The following is a 22,032-nucleotide window of genomic DNA, read 5'->3' on the forward strand; positions in this document are numbered from 1 at the left end:
ACGAGTACGAGTACCGCTGCGCTGAGTACGAGTACGAGTACGAGTACGAGTACGGATACGAGTACGGATACGAGGCCTCAGTCTTCACTGATCCGGCTTTTCGCGGATGCGGTACATTTCGCGCCAGGGGAGCTGGATCCCGCCATCGATCGTGAGCGTGCTGCCGGTGATGTATTCGTTGCTCGGGTCGCAGAGGAAGGCCACGCCGCGACCGATTTCTTCGGGGCGGCCGAGCCGTCCCCAGGGAAGCTTCGAACCTTGCTCGCGCAGCGTCTCTTCGCTGAAGAACTTCCGCTCCCCGGGCGTATCGATCCAGCCCGGGTGGATGATGTTGACGCGAATCCGATGTTCGGCGAGCTCGACCGCGGCGGTCCGAGCCATTTGATCGATCGCGGCCTTGGCCATGTTGTAGGCCATCGATCCGGGAATCGCCATCACCGCATGCGGCGAGCTGATCACGACGATGTTTCCTCCGGAGCCTCCCTGGATCATCTCGAGGGCGGCAGCGCGGGTGAGATAAAACGCGCCCCACATGGTGACGTCGAGCGTCTTGTGGAACTCGTCGAGATCGGCCTCGTAGAACAACTGCCGATCGCTGTAGACGGCATTGGAGACGACGATATCGAGGCCGCCGAGGGCTGCGGCCGCGCGGCCGACGATCTCCTCGGCTTGCTGGCGATCGCCCATATCGGCTTGCAGCGTCACCGCCTTGCCGCCGAGCCGCTCGCATTCCTCACGGACACTCTCGGCCTCGTCGGCGTGGCTGCGATAGTTGATCGCCACGTCGGCCCCAGCTCGAGCCAGCTCGATCGCCGTTCCGCGCCCAATGCCCAGCGACGCGCCGGTGATCAGCGCCCGCTTTCCCTTCAGTGGTCCCGTCATCCGCCCGCTCTCCTGCCCAGACAAACAAAGATGCCAATTGGGCCAAGAGTATAAAAGCTAGCAGCGCGGCTCGCGATCCACCGTTGCGCGGCTGGCGCTAACCGACACCCTCCCCCCGGGAGGGTCGCGAGGAACGAGCGGGGAGGGCGTTGCGCGACGGAGAGCCTTCACGTGGCGAGATTCAGCGGGCCCTCCCCAGGCCTGAGAGCCCGACCCTCCCGGGGGGAGGGTAATGATAGAAGAGAACGTTCTGACAGTGCCTAGCCTCGCTCCTCCGGGCTCTCCTCTGCTCGTGCAGCACCCGCGGCTAGCGCGGTCGGCTCTTCGCTGGGCTCAGTCTCCGAGCCGGACGGCTTGAGGACGACCGGCTCGGGGGCAGCGATTGAGCTCTGCAGGTTGCGGCGAATCTGCAGCCCCTCGATCACAAAGAAGATCGCCAAGCAGAAGCAACAGCAGGCGGCGAGCAACCAGTGGTCCATGCTGAACTCGCTGGCGAACATGATCGCTCCGCCCCCCAACACCGCGAGACCGGCCAGGGCGAATTTGGTCAACTGCTGGTGCACCATCCGCTTCCGCACACTGTGGGCGATCGCCGTGCGGGCCGAATCGTTCGCCAGCTCCCGCATCGCCGCCAGATTGCTCGTCCGCTCTGGAGCCTGCGAGCGGGGAAGATAGGACGTGGGCTCCCCTCCCGAGGCACTTCCGGGGACCGAGGAGGCCGTCGCCGCGGGAACCGACTCGGGGGCGGCACCGTGGGTGGTCGCTGGCGTCGACTCCCCCCCTCCCGCCGCCCGGTGACCGCTGGGCTCCACCATGTGGGTGGTCGCCGCGACAGCCGTCACCTCGGCTGCCGCCGAAGCAGCGGTTGTGCGGGCGCTGCTCGAGCCCCCCTGCACCCGCTGCAACAGCCGGTTCATGTAGGCTTCGATCGAGTCCTCGTCCGGCGGATCGAGCGCGGAGGCGGGATCGGTGTCCGACAAATCCCGCTCGGAGACCGGCTCCGCCGCTCCCTCGGCAATGCGCTCGCCGTGCTCTGCGGACTGGCCCACGGCTGAGCGAGCCTCGTCGACTTCCTCTTCCTCGTCATCGCCGTAGGCCATCCCCATGCTGGCCAAGACTTCCGCCGCCGAGCGCGGTCCCGCCGCCGCCGCAGGCTCGTCGAGCGAAGCCGCTTCATCGTCGACCGACGGATCGCTTTCCGCGTCGAAGTCGCGATTCGCAGGGGCGGTCCAGGCCATCGTCTGCCCATCCAGCGACGGACCACTCGACAGCTGCTCCCAGGCCGACGCTCCGCGCGACTCCCCCTCGGCCGTCACCTCCGATTCCGCGTCGACCTCCGCCGCATCGCGCGGCGGTGCCCACAGCGCGGTCGCCCCGAAGGCTTCATCCGCTTCCTCCGCATCGACCGCCGGCTCGGGAGCCACAAAGCTCCACACCGGCGGCGCCGCTTCCGCCTCCCCTTCGGCATCGGGCAGCGATTCCGCGAACGCCCCCTCCCCGTGCTGCCCCTGGCTCAGCTCCTGCTCCTGCTCCTGCTCCTGGCTCAGCTCGTGCTCGTGCTCGTGCTCGTGCTCGTGCTCCTGGCTCAGCTCGTGCTCGTGCTCGTGCTCGTGCTCGAATTTGGCCGCAGGCTGGCGTTCGAAACCGGCCCGCTCGAGCTCTGCCCGCTCGAGCTCTGCCCGCTCGAGTGCGGCAAATTTTTCGGCGGCTGCCTGTTCGAAATCTTCGAGCCGCTGCTTCAGCAGCTCACACTCTTGACGGAGCTGCTGGGCTTGCGAATCGTAGTCGGCCGAGAGTTCGCTGAGGCGGGCGCCGGCGAGCCGGAGTTGGTCTTCGACCGCGTCGATCTGTTCGATCGTGGCGAACCGCTGGGTGTCGGACTGCATTTCCAGCAGAGAGGAGCGGAGCTCGCTGACTTCGGCGGTCAGCGACTGGCTGTTTTCCTGCGTCTCGTTCAGCTGACCGCTGGTATGGCTCAGCTTCAAGGAGAGTTGGCGGAAGTTCTCGCGGATCTCGTTCAACTCGAGCGACTGACCGGCGCGATCCATGTCGCGGCTTTCGCTCAACCGCAGGATCATCTTCTCCAGCAGCTCGGCATTGGAAAGAACTTCCCGCTGGTCTTCGCGAACCGAAACCGTCTGCTCGCGAAGCTCGCTCGACTCCCGCTGCACGCCGTCGACCAGCTCCTGGACCGCATCGAGCCGCTCCCGCAGGGAGTCGAGCAACGCGTCGTGCTTCTGCGTCGCCACGGCCGCTGCGCTGTTGTGCTCCTCGAGCCGCTGTTCCAGTTCGGGTCCAGCGGTCTGGCGGAGGGCTGCGACCTGTTCGGCCAGTTCGGCCATCTGCTGGCGGACTTCCAACACCGCCTGCTCGGAGTCACCGGCCCGCCGCTCCGCTTCGGCCTGGGCGGCCAACAGCGTTTCGATCTGTTTCCGCTGCTCCGCTTGACGGCGCCGGTGTCGGGAGAGTTGGCGTTTATTCCGCTCTTGCCACCGCCGTTCGTTGGCCAGAATCGCTCGATGCACCGCCGCTTGGCCTTCGACCGGAATCTCCTCCGGCAGAGCTGCAGACGGGGCAGCGGGCAGAGCGGCAGACGGGGCAGCGGGCAGAGCTGCAGACGGGGGCGACGGGGCAGCGGGCGGGGGCGAGGGGGCGGCAAAGGACAACCGCCGGCGGACCGGGCGCGTCGTCGCTGCTCGGGCTGGCGGAGCTTCGTTAGCGCTTGCGGGCTCGGGCGGGGTCGCCGCTGCAGGGGGGCCGCTCGCGACGAGCTCGAACGCGAACTGGCCCAGCTGAAACCGGTCGCCGGCGACCAGACGCGTGCTGCTCCGCGGGTTGCCGTTGACGGCGATCGGCGTGGCGGGCGAGCGGAGGGTCAGGTGTCCGCCGTCGCGGGTCAGCACGGCGTGGATCCCTTGCAGCGTCGAATCGTCCAGCCGGATCGACGCTTCGGGTCCGCTGCCAAAGGTGTAGCGAGCTCCTTGCAGCCGCAGCCGGCGGAGCGGCATGCCCGGGCGGGCGACCCGAAATTCCACGGCCGGTTCGGTCGGCTGGCGGACCTCGCTGCGCCCGGCGGTCGAGCTGGCAGCGAGCGACTCGGCGGAGCTGGTTCCGGAGAGCTTCGCCTTGGAGGAGTCGGCCTGCGGCGCTTCGGTTGGCTGGGAGATCACCGATGGAATCCCTTTGGAGCGACGATCGTATGGAGACAGCATCCTGGGCGTTATCGGCCAGCCCGGGGGTCAGAGGCCCGTCAAAACCGAAAACGTTCCAGATTTACTGAAGTCGCTTCGCCGCGGCGGCGGGGCCGTTCCTCGGCGGACGGCAAACTGTCCGATTGATAACGATCAAAATTTCTCTCCACCGAGAGCTCCTCGAGACCGCGTAACTCGCTTCGCTGCCAGGGTTTAGCGATCCGGCCCGGGCGTGCAAAAAAAGACCCCTTGACAGCGAACCGGTCGCGCTGCCGACGGCGTACTATAGTTGCGAGCAGGCGGGGCTCGGCGACGGATCCCCAGCCCCCGCGGACTCCACGCCGGACTCCACCGCGGACTCCACGGATAAACCATTTTCCGCACTGGCAGCGGTTAGCGATAAAACCAAGGGAATATCATCATGGGACGCAAAGATGCCCTGGCGAAGCTGCGAGATGTGCTCGTCCTTCGCCGCGACGCCATGCGCAAGGCGATGGCGGGCGACCTGAGCTCGTTGCAGGAACTTCGCGACCAGGGCCCGGGCGACATGCTCGATGCCGCGGTCGACACCGCCCAGGACGAGCTGAACAGCCAGTTGCTGGAGGTCGAGAGCCGCGAGCTGACGCAGATCGAGGAGGCCCTCGAGCGGCTCCGCCAAGGCACGTTCGGCCAGTGCGAAGACTGCGAAAAGCCGATTCCGCTGAAACGACTGCAGGCGATCCCCTACGCGACCGAGTGCATCGAATGCAAGCGGAAGAGCGAGAGCCGCAGTCCGGTGCTCGGTCTGCCCACCTGGAACCGCGTCTTCGACAACGCCGAGATCGATTCGGTCTGATCCCCCTCGCCCCGCTGGCGGCTCGTGGTCGAAGCGCTGCTGGGCAATGACATCTGCGGAACGAGAAACGCTGCTGTGCGATGCGCGGCAGCGTTTTTTGCTGCGCCGTGACCGACGGGGCTGGCGTTTTTTCGTTGCCGGTCCTGACGAATGCAGCAACGATGGATACCTGGCCAGAGCGAGGGCAAGCCGCGTCCGCAGGGCTGCCGATGCAGGTGGTGAGCGAGCGGCTCGCGATCGCCGCGAGCGTTTCGATTCGATAGTTCGAGAATTTGCTCATGACCCCCGTTCCTGCTCGACTGCGGTTGGCCTTGCTCGGCGGCCTCCTTCTCACCGCCTTCGCTGCTCGAGCCGAACCGGTGCTCGGGCAGAGCCAGCCACCGTCGCTCGTCACTCTCGAACCGGCCGCGGGGGCCGAAGCGGGCGATCCGCGGCTGTCGGACGATCAGCGTGCGGCGGAGGACGAGCTGTACGAGGCGCTGGCGACCGAAGTCGCGTCGCTCGAGCGGATCAGCAACGTCGTCCGCCAAGTGGCTCGGCTCGTGCGGCCGCGAGTCGTGCACGTCGAAGCGAGCAAGGTGGAGCGTAGCCAAGGGCGGAGCGAAGCGTTCGATGAGGCCGGCTCGGGAGTCCTGATCACGCACGGCCAATCGACTTGGGTCCTGACCAATCGGCACGTCGTCGCGGGGGCCGAGCCGTCGGAAATCTCGTTGCGGCTCGGAGATGGTCGAGTCCTGGTGCCGTCCCAGGTGTTGGCCGATCCGAGCACCGACGTGGCGATTCTGAGCGTCCCCGATCCCCAACTCGGCGCGACTCGGATCGGCGACAGCGACACGGTCACGGTCGGCGATTTCGTGCTCGCCGTCGGCAGCCCGTTTGGGCTGAGCCACTCGGTGACGTTCGGGATCATCAGCGCCACCGGGCGTCGCGACCTGACGCTCGGAGAAGAGCGGATCGAGCTGCAGGACTTTTTTCAGACCGACGCGGCGATCAATCCCGGGAACAGCGGCGGCCCGCTGCTGAATCTCCGCGGCGAAGTGATCGCGCTCAACACGGCGATCGCCAGCAGCAGCGGCGGCAGCGAGGGGATCGGGTTCGCGATCCCGATCAACATGGTGATGCAAGTCGTCGACCAGCTGGTCGAGTACGGGCATGTCCGCCGCGCCTACCTGGGTGTCACGCTCGACCCCGATTTTGAACCGGGCGACGCCCTGCAGCTCGGGCTGCCGCGTTCCGGCGGCGCGCTGGTCAAAGCCGTCAACGCCCACTCGCCAGCGGCCGAGGCGGGAATCGCCAAAGGGGACGTGATCACCCAGTTCGACGGGGTCCGCATCGACAACGACGACCACCTGGTCACCCGCGTCGGACTGACGGCGGTCGGCAAAGCGGTCGAAGTCATCCTCTACCGCGGCGGCAGCCTCTATCAGACCACCGTGACGGTCATTCCCTACCCCGGCTGAGCGGGCTTAGTGCTCCGCTCCGACCAGGCGAATCGTCTTCCAGCGACCTTGCAGAAAACGGCCGGTCATCAGCGCGGCCAACGACCAGACCCAACCGGTGACGACCCACCACCAGAACATCAACCGCCCGCTTTCGGGCTCCAATGCCAACCCCAGGCCGAGCGCCGCCGAGGAGGCGACGACCGTGGCGAGCAGCACGAACCAGGTGTCGCCCGCCCCGCGGAGCACTCCGGCGAGCACGAGTTGGATGCTGTCGAAGACGACGTAGGTGGCGACGAAGCGGAGCAGGATGACGGCCAGCGCGATCGCTTGATCGGTTTCCTCTCCGGCCGGTGAGAGCACCTCTCCCTCGGTGACTGCGAGCCCCTGCCGGTACAGCGACAGCAGCCACTGTGGCGCTCCCAGGTAGAGCACCGCCCAGCCGCAGGAATAGAGCAGCGCGATCGAGAGCGACGTCAGCGCCGCCCGCACCGCGAATCGCGGCCCGGAGCGCGGCAGATGCTGGCCGACCAACACCGAGGCCGCGATCGAGACGCCGATCAGCGGCACGAACGCGATCATGTTGAAATTGATCGCCATCGTGGTCGCTTGCAGCGGCAGATTCCCGAGCTGGCCGATCTGCAGAATGATCACCGTGAAGGCTCCCGCTTCAGCGACCGACTGCAGCCCCGCCGGCAGACCGTAAAACAGCAACCGCCGCATCAGCCGCCGGTCGGGCCGAAAGCCGCTGCGAAGCTGGTAAACCTCCTGAAACCGCGGCCCAGCCATCAGCACGAGGTAGGCCAACGCTTTGAACCAAAAACTGATCACGCTGGCCCAGCCCGCGCCGACGATTCCGAGACTGGGGATCACCCCCCAGCCAAAAATCAGCGGGATGTCGAGCACCAGATTCAGCACGGCCGCCGCGATGTTGATCCACATCACCGTCATCGTGCGATGCGTGCCGCTGAAGAATCCGCTCAGCGCCGTCTCCAGCACTCCCCCGAGAGCGCCGACCATCAACGTCTGCATGTAGACCGTTTCCAGCTCGAGCAGAGCCGGCGCTTGGCCGGTCCAGACAAACAGCTCGCGGGCATACAGCGCGGCCAAACCGAACAGCGGGATCGTCGTCAGGCTCATCCACACCGCTTGCCAGAGCAAGCGTCCCACCCGCTCCGGTTGCCCACCGCCGACGTACTGGGCGACGAACGCTCCGGTCATCGAGGCGATCCCGATCGGCAGGCAGATCAGCGCCCAAAAGAAATTGCCGGCCGCCATCGCGGCGCTCATCGACGCTCCGTCGTACCACAGCAGCAGCGTCCGGTCGGCGAACAGCACCGCCGACAAACAGCCGGTGCTGATCATCAACGGCACCGCCACGCGAAACACTTCCCCCACGCCCCCGGGACCCCGAGGCCACGCAGGAACCGAAGCGGACGCCGGATCGGGACTCAGTCGGACGACTTCCATGCAACTACCCTCGAACCTCTCTCGCCCTCCCCATCGGGGCAGCCATCACGCAGCCGCAGTACCCTTCTTGTCACATCCGCCGCCACGCGCTAGCGTCCGGTTCCTCATGCGGCTTGCCGGTAAACGAATACTGAGCGGCGTTGCTACGGGTAGGTTCGCCCGCTGGCGCTTGAATTCTCAGCGGCCGGGGAATTCTCAGCGGCCGGGGAATCCTCAGCGGCGGAGGAACTCCAGCGCCCCGGCGGCCGCTACGGCTCCCACCGCGATCCCGCCGAGGTGCGCGATGTTGGCCACGTGGGGCATGAATCCAGGGATCATGCAGAGAACGACAAAGCCGAGCACAAAGGCCACGTTGAACGCCGGGATGCGAAACGGCAGCGTCGGCTCGACCATCGGCCGCAGCCAAAGGTACGTGAATAGCGCCAACACACCGCCGGAGGCTCCGATGACCAGCGTCGAGCCGCCCAGCGAGACCGGGGTGTAGGCCTGCGCGAACATCCCCACGATCCCGCCGATCAAGAACAGCGCCAGCATGAACCACGGTCCGCGGAACACCTCGACGATCCGCCCGAGCTGATACAGCATGATCGCGTTGAACAGCAGGTGCATCACGCTGCCGTGCAGAAACAGCGGGGTCACCAGCCGCCAGACCTCCCCCTGCAAAATCCCCGCCAACGGACGCATCGCTTCGCTGGGGGCAACCTCCGCCGGATCCTCGAGCACCGGGACCAACGTCAACTTGCTGAACAGCTTGATCGAGAACGGGATGCCTCCTTCGGCCCGCGCGACTTGCGCCGGGCTGACGTCGCCAAAGTTCGTGAGCAGCGAAGCCGCCGCGCAGGCGATCACCAGACCGACGACCAACGAGGTCGAGCCGCCATGGGCCGTGGGGACCCGCCGCGGCTTGAAGGGCTGCTGCAGCTTGAGCTTTTCCCGCTGCTCTTTTTCTTGGCGGCGACGCAGCTCTTTGGCTTGGCGATCGACGCGGTAGCGAGCCGCCTCGGGATCGCTGCGGAACTGGGCCAGCTCTTCGCGAGCGACGCCGAGCTGGTCCTCCTCCTTAGCCCACACCTCGTAGGAGTCGTCGGCCCCGGGTTCGGTGACCACGTGGATGTCGCGCGTCAGCAAGTAATCGCCGAACCGCTCGGCTTGCTCGCGTGTCAGGTTTCCGCCAATCCGTCGCATAACTCGTCTACTCCGCCGCGGCAGACCGCGTTCGCTCGGCCGCTTCGGCCATTTTGTAATACTCGCTCCGCTGCAACTCACCGGCGGCCGCTTCGTCGAGCACCATCACGACGTCCGGATGCAGCTGCAGTGCCGAGGCGGTAATCGATGCGGAGACTGGCCCTTCGACCGCCGCGCGGACCGCTTCGGCTTTATGCGCCCCGGTCGCCAACAACAAGCAGCAGCGGGCTTCGAGGATCGTTCCGACGCCCATCGTGACGGCCAACCGGGGGACCGAAGCCTCGTCGCCGAAAAACCTCGCGTTATCGCGGATCGTCTCCGCCGTCAGGTGCTTGACCCGCGTCCGACCGGCCAGCGACGAGCCCGGTTCATTGAAGGCGATGTGGCCGTCGGTCCCGATCCCCAGTAGCTGCAGGTCGATCCCTCCCGCCTCGCGGATCGCCGCTTCGTACGCCGCACAAGCGGCGGGCAAATCGTCCGCAACGCCGTCGGGCAACTGGCACCGCTCGGGCTGCAGATTGACGTGGTCGAACAACTGCTCCTGCATGAAGCGGTGGTAGCTCTGCGGATGCGTCGCCGGCAGCCCCACGTACTCGTCGAGGTTGAACGTCCGCACTTGGCCGAAGTCCAAACCCTCCTGGCGGTGCATCTCGATCAGCAATTGATAGCAGCTGACGGGCGTTCCGCCGGTGGCCAGCCCCAGCACCGCATCCGGTTTGCGTCGCACCAACGCGGCAATGAAATCCGCAGCCGTCGCCGCAGCCGCCGCTGCATCCGCCTCAATGATCACCCGCACAGTTTCTCTCGCTTCCGCCCAGTAGCCGCCAAAGGTCCCATTCGCCGCCAAAATTCCCAGCGGTCCAGCGTAGCAAACGAGGCGTCGGGTACGAGGGGCCGTCGCTCATGGGTCGAGTGGCAGCTACGAGGGGGGGGGCAAGAGCGAGCGTCGCCCCAGCAGCAAACCGCTCTTGCATCGATTCGGGCCACTTGAGTAGCGTCCGCAGTACGCCGCGGAGGATGTCCCGCGGCGGCACCAGAGCATCTGCAAGTCGGGCCGTGCGTCAGGGAGGACGAACGTGCAAACGCTGAAAACTGCGATCGTCGTAGTGCTGCTATTGACGGTGACGTACAGCGCCTACGTCGCCTTGACCGCCCCCACGCCCGAGTTGCCCGCTGAAGTGGCAAGCCTCGTCGAAGGCGACAGCCTCGATCTGGGCGAAATCGGCATGGGGGAGATCGACTCGGGAACCCCCGTCGACTTCGCCGCTGACTTCGATAGCGGAATGGCCTCCAGCGGAGACTCGGCCGCTCCCGGCCAAGATCCATCGGCCGGCCCGAGCGGCATCGGTTTCCCCTTCGCCGCCGGGGGTGCGGCTTCGGCTCGGCTGAGCGACCAGCCCGGCTCGGTCGCCGCCGGACCGCGATCAAAGCCAGCGGCGTCTGCGAGCCCGAGCGACTCCGCCTCCTCCCGGGGTTCCAATCCGGACTTAGCCGCGACCGCTCCTCAATCGCTTCCCAAACCCGATCCCTCGACCGGCTCAGTTTCGGCCGACCCCAACCAGAATTATCCCTCGACCGCGTTCGGCGATTTTGACTTGAGCTTGGCCGGGGGATCCCCGGAGTCCGCTTCGCCCGCACCGAGCATCGCCGCTAGCGGGAGCTCCACGCTCGAGGCCTCCGAGGAAGCCGACGCTGGGGACGATGCCAGCGCTGCTCGCGACGCGGCCGGTACGGGCAACGCGAGCGGCAGCCCCCACCCGGGACTGGTCAACGCGATCGCCACGGCCGACCGCCAGTGGGAAAACGATCAACTTCGCGAAGCCCTGACGACCCTCAGCCTGTTCTACAACGATCCCGATCTGCAGGCCTCTGACCGCGAGCCGCTGCAGGCCCGGCTCGATATGCTCGCGGGCGAAGTGATTTACTCGACGCGGCACCTGCTCGAGCAGCCCTACCGTGTCCGCGAAGGGGATACGTTGCAGTCGATCGCCGAGACGTACGAAGTTCCCTGGCAGCTGCTGGCGAACATCAATCAAGTCCAAGACCCGGCGGCGATCGTCCCTGGTCAAGAGTTGAAGATCATGCGGGGCCCGTTCCGCGCCGAGGTCAGCCTCGATCGCTCGGAGCTGACCCTATTCTTGGGTGAACTCTATGCCGGACGCTTCCCGATCGGCCTCGGCAACGATCCGCTGCCGGAGCCTGGGACGTACACCGTCAAGGACAAACAAACCGCCCGCACCTATTACCCGCTGACCGGCGGCAACATTCCGGCCGGCGATCCCCGCAATCCTTACGGGCAAATGTGGTTAGACCTCGGCGGACAGCTCTGCATTCACGGCTCGCCGGAAACCGGCAGCGGCGAACCGCAAGGCTGCATCCAGCTGCGGACGGCCGACGCCCGCGACGTCTATGGCATCTTGTCCAAAGGCTCGGCGGTCTCGATCATCCGCTAGGCTCTGCTTGAATCCCCGGCGAATTAGCCGATCCCAATCCGTCACCCTCTCCTCGGGGAGAGCGGGCCCGGATTCTTCATCAGCCGCCGGGCGCTAGCCCCCGGTTCCCGAAAGCTTCATCAGCCGCCGGGCGCTAGCCCCCGGTTCCCGAAAGCGCCGAGAGAACCGGACGCAAGCGCGTGGCGGCTGATACTGCGAGCACCGGAAAACGAACGGCTTGCCGTTAAACGAACCTATTCGCAATCCGCAAAACACGATCCCGATGACGACTCCCTACGACCGCGACGCTCTGATCGAACTGATCCGCCGTGAAGCGCTGCAGACCGGCACGTTCACGCTGGCCAGCGGCAAGACCGCTTCGTACTACCTCGACTGCCGGCTGGTCACGCTGCATCCGCAGGGAGCGAACTTGATCGCTGCCGGGATGCTCGAGCGGATCGACGCGATGAGCGACAAGATCGATGCGGTCGGCGGGATGGCGATCGGTGCCGATCCGATCACCGCGGCGATCGTGACCCATGAAGGCCTCCGCGGCGGATCGATGCGCGGCTTCATGGTCCGCAAGGAACCCAAGGGACATGGCGGCGGCCGACAAGTCGAAGGGCCTGTCAAAGCGGGCGATTCGGTCGTGATCGTCGAAGATGTGATCACCAGCGGCGGCAGCGCCATCCAAGCCATTCGCGCGGCCCGCGCGTTCGGCTTGGAAGTCCGCGGCGTCGTCGCCATCATCGATCGCTTGGCCGGCGGCAGCGAGGCGTTCGCGGCCGAGGGGCTGCAGCTGCAAACGTTGCTCACGATCCGAGACTTTGGTCTCCAGCCGGACGCCTGAGTGGAAACCTCGCTGCACCGAGAACTCAAGAGCCACTACGCCGAATCCGAAACGGCGACCGAAGTCCGGCTCGGCCAGTACCGGATCGATGCGGTCAGCGGCGGTGAATTGATCGAGATCCAATTCGCCTCGCTGTCGGCGATCCGCGGAAAGATTTCCGACCTGGTTCAGAGCGAGCAGGTGCGGGTCGTCAAACCGATCGTCGCCCGGCGGCGAATCATCCGCCAACAGAAACCCGATGGACCAGTCCTCAGCCGGCGGCTGAGCCCCAAGCGTGGTGCGACGCTCGACCTGTTCGACGAACTGGTCTATCTGACCCGCGTCTTCCCGCACCCCAACCTGGTGATCGAAGTCCCGCTGGTCAGCGTCGAAGAATGGCGGCTGCCGCCGGCCCCGTCGCGGCGCTGGCGGCGGTACAAGCCCAAGCACCAGGTGAAGGACATCGTGCTCAGCGAGATCCTCAGCACCGAGAGCTTCGCCACGTCGGCCGACCTGCTGCGGCTGGTCCAGGCCGACGCGCTGCCCCGCCCGTTCGACACCGCGGAACTCTCCGCCCAGCTCGGCTGCAACCGCAGCGTTTCGCAGCGGATCACCTACGTGCTCCGCCAGATCGGGGCGATCGAACAAGCCGGCCGCCGCGGCAACGCGAATCTCTACGCGGTCCCGCTCCCGCCCAAATTCAGCAAACCGCGAAAAGCCAAGCGAACCCGCACGCAAGCGGCCTGAACAGGACGGACGAAGGCCCCCTATCACCCTCCCGGGGGAAGGGGTGACGGTGCGTTGGAACGCCGCGTTCGGGGCGACTACAATCGGCCCCTTGCGGCTCCCTCCATCCTCCCTCCTCGCGCGGGCTTCGCGACACCTTCTGGACCACCAGCGAAGCCGCTTCTCTCGGTACCAGTTATGAATTTGACCGGACTCGCTCAGCGGCTTTGTCGAGCGTTCTACCTGGGGCTGGCGTTCTGCCTGGGGTTGCTTTTTGCCACCGCGGTAACCGCCCCACCGTCGCTGTGCCTCGCTGCCGCTCCCGACACTTCGCAACCGCTCGCGCTTCGCGACCGACAAAGGATCGCCCTCGTCGGCAATTCATTGGCCGAGCGGATGAATCTGTTCGGGCACTTCGAGACTCGACTCCATCTGCGGCACCCGGATAAGCAACTGCTCGTTCGCAACTTTGGCTGGCCGGCGGACGAGGTCGGTGTGCAGCAACGGCCGGGAAACTACACCGAGATTGACGATACACTGAAAGTTTTCGGTCCCGACCTGTTCCTCTGCTTCTTCGGGTTCAACGAGTCCTTCGCCGGCACGCAGCCGGCTCAGCTCCAAGCCTTCCAGGACCAGTACCGCAAGTGGATGGCCGACGCGACGGAGAAATGGGCGGGCGAAGGAGCGACACCGCGGTTCGTCTTGATCAGCCCGATCGCCTTTGAAAGTTCCGGCAATCCGCTGCAGCCCTCTGGAGCTGCCGAAAACCGCAACCTGGCAGCCTACACGCGAGCCATCGAAGAACTGGCTGCCGCCGAAAACCTTCCCTTTGTCGATCTGTTCGCACCGACGCAAGCCTTGTTCGCCGCCGAACCGGGACTGCAATTCACGATCAACGGCGTCCACCTGAACCAGCAAGGAGATCGCGAAGTCGGCCGGTTGTTGGATTCCGCACTCTCCGCGCAAGCTGAGGAAGTCGTCGCCGAAGAGGCGGAATTCGAGCAAGTGCGGAAAGCGGTCAACGACAAATCGTGGCTGCACTTGCAAGATTACCGGATGCTCAACGGCTGGTATGTCTATGGGGGGCGACGCACTTGGGATACCGAAACGTTTCCCAAAGAATTCCATAAGATTCGCAACATGGTGGCGGTGCGAGATCGCTATGTGTGGGACTTGGCTGCCGGCCGCCCCGTTCCCGACGAGCCCGACGATTCCAACACCGGCGACGTATTCATTCCGGAAACCATGTTCGGGACCCGCGATGAAGCCTTTCGGAAGATGCGGGAACCGACGACGCTCGAGTATCCGACGCCCGAGGAGTCGATCGCCCAGATGACGGTGCCCGACGGTTTCGAGGTCAAGCTGTTCGCCTCCGAGCGGGAGTTTCCAGAGTTGGCCAACCCGACTCAAATCGACTTCGATAATCGCGGCCGGCTGTGGGTCGCTTGCATGCCGAGCTATCCGCAGTGGCTTCCTGGGACCTCTCCGCCGAGCGACCGCCTCCTGATCTTGGAAGACACCGACGACGACGGGCTGGCCGACAAGCGGACCGTCTTCTACGACAAACTCGTCTGCCCGACCGGGTTTGAGTTTTGGAATGGCGGCGTGTTGGTCGTCGACGAACCGCGAATCCTGTTTTTGAAAGACAACGACGGTGACGACGTTGCCGACGAGGTCGTACATCTGATCGACGGAATCGGCACCGACGACACGCACCATGCGATGGGAGCATGGGAGTTTTCCCACGGCGGATTGCTCCACACGCTCGAAGGGATCGCAATGTCGACGACGCTTGAGACTCCCTGGGGCCCGTTCCGAAACGCCGGCCCCTCGGGCTCTTATGTGATCGATCCGTTGACCTTGAAAGTCCGCCACTTCCGCACCCCCGCTTACGGCAATCCCTGGTGCCTGGTATTCGACTCCTGGGGCAACGGCATCATCGGCGACGGCACCGGCGCCACCCACCACTGGACGACTCCCTTGTCGGGTGCTGCGGTCGATTCCCGAAAAACCTTGAAACCAATCTTCGACAATGAAGGAATGCGACCGGCGGTCGGCAACGACTTTCTAACTTCGCGTCACTTCCCCAAAGAGATTCACGATCACTTCATCTACGGATGTGTGATCAACATGCACGGATTCCCTCGCTTTACGATTCGTGATGAGGAAAACGGAGCGGGGTTGGTAGGCGAGCGGATCGATGACCTGCTCTCTTCAACCGATATGTTTTTCCGTCCGGTCGACCCCAAGATCGGCCCTGACGGAGCGCTCTGGTTTGGCGACTGGTGCAATGCCTTGATCGGCCACATGCAGTACTCCCAACGCGACCCGAACCGCGATCATGAACATGGCCGCGTCTACCGCCTGGTTTACAAACCCAATCCGTTGCTCGAACCGGTCACGCAGGCCGGGGAGTCGCTTCCGGCGCTGCTCGAACAGCTCCGGGCCTACGAACCACGGACGCGGTACCGGGCCCGCCGCGAGCTGCGAGATCGCGACCGGGCTGAAGTTCTCGCCGCGGTTTCCGACTGGATCCAAGGCGTCGACGATTCTCAGCAGCTGTGCGAAGCGATGTGGATCCAGGAGAGTTTCCGAGCCGTCGAACCCGCGCTGCTCGACCGGATTGCCGCCAGCGACGACTACCATGCTCGGGCTGCCGCAGTCCACACGATCGGCAACGAGCACCAACGGATTGCCGACTCGCTGCAAAGGCTCTCGGCAGCGGTGGGCGATCCCCACCCGCGAGTCCGCGTCGAGGCGCTGCGAGCGCTCAGTTTCCTGGGTACCGCCGAAGCGGCCGAGGTAGCGCTGAGGGTGGGTGAGCAGAAGATGGACTACTGGACTGAGTACACGCTCGAGCACACGCTGCAGGCATTGCAACCGGCGTGGCAGGCGGCCGAACGGGCCGGCACCTTCTTGACCGAGGCCAGCGACGCGGCGAAAGCGACCTTCCGCGACTACAAATACTCCACCGGTCCGGGCCGCGCGATCTACCTGCCTCTCAAAACGGTCTCGAACGTCGACGCCTCCGAGGCCGAGCGGGCGAAGGCTCTTCAAGAACTCGCTTCCGCCGCCGGAGGTAGCGCCGAGCGAGGCCGAGCTGTGTTCGAGCGGGTGTGTGCCGCTTGCCACCAAATCGGAGACGTCGGCAAACCGTTCGGCCCTCAGCTGAACGATATTGGGCAGCGGATGAGCCGCCAGAAATTGATCGAGTCGATCGTCTGGCCGAATGAAGAGATCGCCAAGGGCTATGAGACCCTCATGGTCCTCACCGACGACGGGCGGGCGCTCACCGGTTTCGTGCTTCGCGAAGATGAAAAGACGCTCACCCTCGGGGTGGCCAACGGAAAGACCGAAGTCGTCGAGAAAGCGGCAATCGAACTTCGCCAAGAGAAGAAAGCGAGCTCGATGCCCGAAGCGCTCACCGAAACAATCGCCCCCATCGAATTTCTCGATCTGCTGCAATTCCTCACCGATGGCTGGATCGATACGGCTGAACCCACCGTCGGCCAACTGCGGAAGCGGGGCGGTTATGAGGAAATCTCCCGCACCGCGAGAATTAAGATTGGGACCGATTTTCCCGAAAGTCTTAATCGCGATGCCGCTTACCTGCTGAGCGCAAAACCTCCGCGGCAGCGCGATTTTGCATTCCACTCGCGAGAAGGCAGCGAGACGGCTCCCGCGATCACGATTCGGCTCGCCGAACCGCGGGAAATCCAAAGCATTTGGATGCAGAACCGGGTCAACAGCCAGTTCCACGCGCGGGCCGAAGGCTTGGCCATTTGGACGTCAACCGACGGAAACCAGTGGCAAAAAGTTTGGCAAGCTCCGCAGCCGGCCGCCGAATACGAAGCGGAATTGCCCGCTGGCACGAAGGCTCAGTTCATTCGAATTGGACTGCCGCAGCGGGGAATCCTGCATTTGAACCAAGTCGTCGTCTACGGAGGCCCCGGTCAACCGTAGACTCTGTTGATTCATCAGCCGCCGGGAGCTAGGTCTGTCAGAAAACCCTGAGCCGACGGCGCTAGCCGCGGGTGCTACAGCGGAAATCCCGGGGCTGCGAGGCCCGAGGCTAGCGCCTACGGCTCAAAAGATCGAAAGCGAGTGGTTTTCTGCCAGAGCGCTAGCCCCCGGTTCTCGAAAACACCGAGAGAACCGGACGCTAGCGCGTGGCGGCTGATTTAGCGGACTGTTCTGTGACGTAGCCCACTCGGAGAGTGCCATGAAATGTCCGGTTTGCGAAGAGACCGATCTGGTGATGAGCGAACGGCAAAACATTGAGATCGATTACTGCCCAAAGTGCCGTGGGATCTGGCTCGACCGTGGCGAACTGGACAAGATTATCGAGCGGGCCAACCAGTATGAGGCCGAGCAAGCAGCACAGCGGCAAATCCCCCTGCCGCCACCCAATCAAGCTCAGCAACCCTACCCGCCCCGTTCGGACCAAAAATACTACGACGAACGTGGTAAATATTACAAAAAGAAAAAACCGTTCTGGATGGAATTGTTCGACTGAGCGGCTTGCTGAACAGCACCACTTTGAATTGGTTCAAAACAGGACGGCTCGCGGAAAAGTCGTTTAACGGCAAGCCGAAGGCGACTGCTTTTTAAAACACAGTCGCCTTCAGCGTGAGAAATTTGCCTTGCACCGCTCGCTCCATTACAACGAAGGTGATCTGACAGGGGACCAACGCCAACGGAGGGGGTGACGCGGTGCGTGCTACAAGGCAGCTTCTCGGTCTTGGGGTTTGCGGAGTTCTGCTCTGCTACACCATTCCTTCCCGGCAGGCCGCCGACGCGGCAACTCCCGGCACTTCCACCGACTCGTCCTACACGGTCAGCGACGCAGGCCTCAATCCCTCTCTTTCGCTGGCGGAAAGGGTCCTTGCCGCTGAGGCCGACGGGGACTTGCGCGAGCGATCGCGGCTCGTGTTGGATCTGCTCGAATCGCAAGCCGCAGATGAGCTCAGCCGCTCGGTCGCCGCTGAGATTCGCGACCGCTTGGGGTGGAAAAGCATCGAGGCGAAGGTCGAGGAAAATCTCGACCTGCCGGCGCTAGACCGCTACGAGCGCTTTCGCAGCACTCAGCCCGACAACGTGCAGGGACATCTCGCAGCGGCCGCGTGGTGCCAGCGGGCTGGGCTTGAATCCCAGCAAATGGCACATTGCCAGCGCGTGTTGCAACTCGATTCCGAGAACCGCATCGCCCGGGCTGCACTCGGCCATCGGCGGATCGATGGTCGCTGGGTCACGCCCGAGCAGATGGCCCAGCTCAACGCGGAGATCGCCGCGCTCCGCGAGTCGCTCCAAAAGTATGGCGGCAAGCTGATGAAATTGGCCTCGGACACGCAGACGGGGAAGCCGGCGGAGCGTCAGGTAGCCGCCCAGTCGCTACTGGAACTCGACGCCACCGATGCAACTCCGGCTGTGGCCGCGATCTTCGCCGCCGCACCTCGGCCTTTGATCGACCCTGCAATCCAGTGGATGAGCGAGCGGAGCGATCCTGCCGCCACGGCGATCCTGGCGCAGTGGAGTATCGATCATCCCGACCCGGCGGCTCGCGACCTCTGCACCGCGGCGCTTCGCCAACGCCCGCTCTACCACTACGTTCCGCACTTGCTCGAGCGGGCTCGGTCTCCGCTGGTCTCCCAGATCATTCCCTCGTTTCGCCCCGACGGATCGCTAGCCGGTGTGCGGCATGTCTTTTCGCGGGAAGCCAAAGACAACATCGATGTCGCGGTCGTCGATACCATCGATGTCCGCCGCCGAAACGTCAATCGCTTTCGAAACGATGGTCCGGAGCGTCTCTCGACAATACAAGTCGCCATCGAGGACGCCAAGCGGGAACGGGAAAATCAAATCACCAACGCGATGATTGATCGCCAAAACCGGATCCAGGCGACCCGCGAGGCAGTCCAGCGGGAACGGGTCGCCGCCGTAGAAAATCAGACCAGCAAGATCGTCAACGATCGTATCCGCCTGGTGCTCTCCGAGACCTCGGGAACCGATCCCCAAGCGACGCTGCACGAGTTATGGGATTGGTGGGCGGATTATACCGAGCGCGAGCCGGCGCCGATCAAACTCGCGACCTACCGCTACAACTATCAGTTATCCACGTCCGACTTCTACACCACCCGCGAGGCCTGCGAGTGCTTTGTGGCGGGCACCCCGGTCGTCACCTCGCGCGGTGAGAAACCGATCGAGTCGATCGTCGTCGGCGATCAGGTGCTCTCGAAAAACATCGAGACCGGAGAACTCGTCTGGGATGTCGTGGTGACGACCACCACACAGCCGGCCAAGCCGCTTGTGACCGTTCAGACCGATCGCGAAACTTTCGAGTGCACCGGCGGTCACTTGTTCTGGGTTTCTGGCAAAGGATGGACGAAAGCCCGCGACCTGGAGTATCAGGATTTACTCCATGGGCTCGCACAGCCGTTGCAAGTTCGCGCGGTCAGCGAGGGAGACGCAGCGCCGACTTATAATCTGGTGACCGACGAACATCACAACTATTTCGTGGGCAAGGGGCAGGTCCTCAGCCACGATTTCAATGAGCCTGAGCCGACCACCATCCGCGTCCCTGGACTCGCTCCTGTCGCCGCCCGGTAGGGCAATCAGGTCGGGCCTGACGTCCGTTGCGGCTTGCCGAAGCCTTCCATGTCTATACGCTGGGGCCCCCAGCGTCACTCTGCCCAGAGGTCGGGTTTCGTCTCTTGAAGGATCTGGTAGATCGCCGTGCGGTCGCTCCGTGAAAGATGGGCGAACTCCTCGCTCTCATCCTCACCGAGCAAGACTTCCCGGAGTCGCCTCGCCACGTACGTCCGCACCGCGTCGGGCAGCTTGTCGAATGACGGAGAGTAGATCAGATAGCTGCAGGGGTACTTGAACAGCCGCTTCTGAAGATCGAAATCGCGGAGCGAACGGCCGCGGCTGTCGCGAGGTCCCTGGGCGGCGAACTCCTCTGTAAACTCCGAGGTTCCAGCGACCGGATCGGTCAGTTGGAATTCGTCGACGAACAGCATGTATCGCAGCAATTTGTCGCCCACAGCGGCCACGCGTCGCTCGGCCGTTTCACTGACATAACTGCTGGGCCGCTCGAGCGCCGCATTCATGATCCCGTCGTGATGAGCCGCCGACCGCGCTTCATAACTCGCCAGCGTCAGATAGTTTTGCATCTGCGTCTGATGCTCCAACACCATCAGCGCCACCACATCACTGTGCGGCGTCAGATAGCGTGAGACGTCGAACAACTCCGACAGATCGGTCACATTGGCTCCTGGCTCCCGATCAAGTGACTCGGGGTCCTGCTTGCTCTGGGAAAACACATTGCCCATGTGCCGCATCTTGCCGTGTGTCCCGCTCACATACCAGCCTCCCCAGCGTTCCTCAAAGGGGCTGCTATGGTCCGTAGTGAAAGTTCCCGCACCGTACTGCGGTTGTCCCCCCCGGTCGACGAAAGCTGAGCGAATCAAACCTCCCGGAACGCCCTGGGTGCGTGACGATGCGTGACAGGAAATGCACTGCCCGCGGTCGCGGATAAACCGCGGCTTGTCCTGCTCTTCTTGGTCGAGGGTATAAAAAATCTCTCCCTGCCAAGGATCGGTCGACATCAGCTCGATGACGTCTCCCTGCTGAACCCAGCCGACATAGGTTTCATCGTTGAAGTACAGAGCGCGGGGATGCTTGGGTGAAATTCGCCGCAGCTGGAAACTCGTCTTCGAATGGACCAGTACCTGACTCGACGCGGGAACATCGAGCGCGCGGAGCAGCGAAGGCAGATAGCCGTGCTCGGCGTCGTACTCGAGTCGCACTTCGCCCGAATCGATTTTGCCCTGCAAGTCGGCGACCGGATCGGTTGTTCTTCCCTTGCCGTAATTGATTGGAGCTCGCTCGAATTCGACTTGCCCCCAGACCGAGCTCGCCGAAAGCGCAACACACCCCCAGACGAACAGGCGGAACCCAATCCAGGTTCGGCCGAGCGTCATCCAAGGGCGGGGCTTCTCTGTCCTACGGGAGACGAACATATCGATGCACTCGATGTCTGGGAGTGAAAAATCAGTCGTTCCGATGGGGCACGGCGGTGTTGAGAGGAGCGTCGTTCTTGAGGGGAATCGTGATCACGAGCCCCGCTGTTCGATCTTCGAGGCTGGTGCGTTGGGGGACGTGGCATTTGAGGCACTGCGAGCCGAGCCGGATGGCACCCGCATAGCGAAACCGGTTTCCGTCGACCGCTTCGTATTCTTCTGCCCCCGCAGCCAAGGCCTTGACCGCCTGCTTCTCAAAGGCATCGCGAGGATTGTGCTCCACATTCATTGGCGCCGCGTTGACCGTCAGCCAATGCAGTTCGACTTGCCAACGATCTTTCATCGCAGCGAAAACATCTTCGAGAGATTGCGAGGGGAGCGTATGGCTCTCCTCTTCTTCGAAAAAATCACGATGCATGACTTGCAAGGCGCCGTGAGCCATTTCATGAAGTAGCTGAGCGCGAACGCGCGCCTCTTGAGGAGACGCGGGTAGCGAGCCAACGGCATCACTATCCGCTTGCTCTGCACCGCCGCCGCCCCGGGTTCCGGGCGGAGGTGCGGCGAACACTTGCCACACCGGCGGGGAGGCCAGCGCTGTGAGCAGTGCCAGCACCACCAGTAGGCCATTAACTCGTCGTGCGGCAGCCTCTGGTAGAGAATCGTTCATGTTGTCTGCCTGGCGGTACACGCGTTCGCGACAGCCGAACCCAAATCGGCATTATCAATACCACTTTACCAAAGTGGTTGTAGCCTCGGTGCCTGGTGGCGTCAACGATTTTCCGTTTCGGCGGATGGTTCAGGCTCGGTCAGAAACTCCCTCGAGTTCGACCTTTTGAGCCGCAGGCGCTAGCCTCGGCCAGACCCCCCCCTTTTTTTGGCACTACCCTCCCCCCGGGGAGGGTGTCGCTACGGGTTTTCTGACAAAGCTTAACTGGACAGCGCCACTTTGGATTGGTTCGGAGCAGGACGGCTCGCGGAAAAATCGTTTAACGGCAAGCCGAAGGCGACTGCTTTTTAAAACA

General features: G+C 64.0%; 15 protein-coding genes. 8 read left to right on the top strand and 7 right to left on the bottom strand.

Features of this window, described 5'->3' with window-relative positions; translation table 11 throughout:
• Positions 1-84: 84 nt before the first annotated feature.
• Together GNK13_RS14015 and GNK13_RS14020 are read right to left on the bottom strand one after the other, a co-directional pair.
• The gene (locus tag GNK13_RS14015; protein WP_164103178.1) at positions 85-882 is read right to left on the bottom strand and encodes an SDR family NAD(P)-dependent oxidoreductase; all 798 of its coding nucleotides are present in this window, start codon (positions 880-882) and stop codon (positions 85-87) included.
• Positions 883-1,142: 260 nt separating this feature from the next.
• The gene (locus GNK13_RS14020) at positions 1,143-4,094 is read right to left on the bottom strand and encodes an FHA domain-containing protein (protein ID WP_164103179.1); all 2,952 of its coding nucleotides are present in this window, start codon (positions 4,092-4,094) and stop codon (positions 1,143-1,145) included.
• Between the two features lie 400 nt (positions 4,095-4,494).
• Here GNK13_RS14020 and GNK13_RS14025 point away from each other — a divergent pair, with 400 nt between their 5' ends.
• Together GNK13_RS14025 and GNK13_RS14030 are read left to right on the top strand one after the other, a co-directional pair.
• Positions 4,495-4,908: a TraR/DksA family transcriptional regulator gene (locus GNK13_RS14025; RefSeq protein ID WP_164103180.1), complete on the top strand. Its 414-nt coding sequence runs from the start codon at positions 4,495-4,497 to the stop codon at positions 4,906-4,908.
• A gap of 278 nt (positions 4,909-5,186) precedes the next feature.
• Positions 5,187-6,368 carry a S1C family serine protease gene (locus GNK13_RS14030; protein WP_164103181.1) on the top strand — a complete coding sequence of 394 codons (1,182 nt, stop codon included), beginning with the start codon at positions 5,187-5,189 and terminating at the stop codon, positions 6,366-6,368.
• A 6-nt stretch (positions 6,369-6,374) separates the two neighbouring features.
• On the opposite strand, the gene GNK13_RS14035 is transcribed toward GNK13_RS14030, so the two are convergent.
• The 3 genes from GNK13_RS14035 to nagB form a co-directional block, all read right to left on the bottom strand.
• Positions 6,375-7,817, bottom strand: coding sequence for an MATE family efflux transporter (locus tag GNK13_RS14035; RefSeq protein ID WP_164103182.1), 1,443 nt, complete (start codon positions 7,815-7,817; stop codon positions 6,375-6,377).
• Between the two features lie 213 nt (positions 7,818-8,030).
• Positions 8,031-9,002, bottom strand: coding sequence for a rhomboid family intramembrane serine protease (locus tag GNK13_RS14040; protein WP_164103183.1), 972 nt, complete (start codon positions 9,000-9,002; stop codon positions 8,031-8,033).
• A gap of 7 nt (positions 9,003-9,009) precedes the next feature.
• Positions 9,010-9,798 (bottom strand): glucosamine-6-phosphate deaminase, encoded by a 789-nt coding sequence (gene nagB / locus GNK13_RS14045; protein WP_164103184.1) that lies wholly within the window; start codon positions 9,796-9,798, stop codon positions 9,010-9,012.
• A gap of 280 nt (positions 9,799-10,078) precedes the next feature.
• Here nagB and GNK13_RS14050 point away from each other — a divergent pair, with 280 nt between their 5' ends.
• The 6 genes from GNK13_RS14050 (at position 10,079) to GNK13_RS14075 (ending at position 19,595) form a co-directional block, all read left to right on the top strand.
• Positions 10,079-11,455, top strand: a complete 1,377-nt coding sequence (locus tag GNK13_RS14050; protein WP_164103185.1) for a LysM peptidoglycan-binding domain-containing protein — start codon at positions 10,079-10,081, stop codon at positions 11,453-11,455.
• Positions 11,456-11,717: 262 nt separating this feature from the next.
• A complete protein-coding gene (pyrE, locus tag GNK13_RS14055; protein ID WP_164103193.1) occupies positions 11,718-12,284 on the top strand; it encodes an orotate phosphoribosyltransferase in 567 nt (188 codons plus the stop codon).
• Positions 12,285-13,010, top strand: a complete 726-nt coding sequence (locus GNK13_RS14060; protein WP_164103186.1) for a hypothetical protein — start codon at positions 12,285-12,287, stop codon at positions 13,008-13,010.
• A gap of 177 nt (positions 13,011-13,187) precedes the next feature.
• Positions 13,188-16,952, top strand: coding sequence for a PVC-type heme-binding CxxCH protein (locus tag GNK13_RS14065; RefSeq protein WP_164103187.1), 3,765 nt, complete (start codon positions 13,188-13,190; stop codon positions 16,950-16,952).
• Positions 16,953-17,211: 259 nt separating this feature from the next.
• Positions 17,212-17,505: a TFIIB-type zinc ribbon-containing protein gene (locus GNK13_RS14070; protein WP_164103188.1), complete on the top strand. Its 294-nt coding sequence runs from the start codon at positions 17,212-17,214 to the stop codon at positions 17,503-17,505.
• 197 nt (positions 17,506-17,702) lie between these two features.
• Positions 17,703-19,595, top strand: a complete 1,893-nt coding sequence (locus tag GNK13_RS14075; RefSeq protein WP_164103189.1) for a Hint domain-containing protein — start codon at positions 17,703-17,705, stop codon at positions 19,593-19,595.
• Between the two features lie 74 nt (positions 19,596-19,669).
• Here GNK13_RS14075 and GNK13_RS14080 read toward each other — a convergent pair whose 3' ends face one another.
• Both GNK13_RS14080 and GNK13_RS21920 read right to left on the bottom strand, forming a co-directional pair.
• Positions 19,670-20,971 carry a hypothetical protein gene (locus GNK13_RS14080; protein ID WP_203329065.1) on the bottom strand — a complete coding sequence of 434 codons (1,302 nt, stop codon included), beginning with the start codon at positions 20,969-20,971 and terminating at the stop codon, positions 19,670-19,672.
• A gap of 70 nt (positions 20,972-21,041) precedes the next feature.
• The gene (locus GNK13_RS21920) at positions 21,042-21,677 is read right to left on the bottom strand and encodes a DUF3365 domain-containing protein (protein WP_261345420.1); all 636 of its coding nucleotides are present in this window, start codon (positions 21,675-21,677) and stop codon (positions 21,042-21,044) included.
• Positions 21,678-22,032 lie beyond the last annotated feature (355 nt).

This window comes from Candidatus Laterigemmans baculatus (assembly GCF_010367455.1).
Lineage (GTDB): Bacteria > Planctomycetota > Planctomycetia > Pirellulales > Pirellulaceae > Laterigemmans > Laterigemmans baculatus.

What these genes read in the sequence shown, in the direction of transcription:
- GNK13_RS14025 (WP_164103180.1), top strand. Translation starts at nt 4,495, where the DNA reads ATGGGACGCAAAGATGCCCTGGCGAAGCTGCGAGATGTGCTCGTCCTT.
- GNK13_RS14070 (WP_164103188.1), top strand. Translation starts at nt 17,212, where the DNA reads ATGAAATGTCCGGTTTGCGAAGAGACCGATCTGGTGATGAGCGAACGG.
- GNK13_RS14020 (WP_164103179.1), bottom strand. Translation starts at nt 4,094, where the DNA reads ATGCTGTCTCCATACGATCGTCGCTCCAAAGGGATTCCATCGGTGATC.
- pyrE (WP_164103193.1), top strand. Translation starts at nt 11,718, where the DNA reads ATGACGACTCCCTACGACCGCGACGCTCTGATCGAACTGATCCGCCGT.
- GNK13_RS21920 (WP_261345420.1), bottom strand. Translation starts at nt 21,677, where the DNA reads ATGAACGATTCTCTACCAGAGGCTGCCGCACGACGAGTTAATGGCCTA.
- GNK13_RS14035 (WP_164103182.1), bottom strand. Translation starts at nt 7,817, where the DNA reads ATGGAAGTCGTCCGACTGAGTCCCGATCCGGCGTCCGCTTCGGTTCCT.
- GNK13_RS14040 (WP_164103183.1), bottom strand. Translation starts at nt 9,002, where the DNA reads ATGCGACGGATTGGCGGAAACCTGACACGCGAGCAAGCCGAGCGGTTC.
- GNK13_RS14080 (WP_203329065.1), bottom strand. Translation starts at nt 20,971, where the DNA reads ATGACGCTCGGCCGAACCTGGATTGGGTTCCGCCTGTTCGTCTGGGGG.
- GNK13_RS14065 (WP_164103187.1), top strand. Translation starts at nt 13,188, where the DNA reads ATGAATTTGACCGGACTCGCTCAGCGGCTTTGTCGAGCGTTCTACCTG.
- GNK13_RS14015 (WP_164103178.1), bottom strand. Translation starts at nt 882, where the DNA reads ATGACGGGACCACTGAAGGGAAAGCGGGCGCTGATCACCGGCGCGTCG.
- GNK13_RS14030 (WP_164103181.1), top strand. Translation starts at nt 5,187, where the DNA reads ATGACCCCCGTTCCTGCTCGACTGCGGTTGGCCTTGCTCGGCGGCCTC.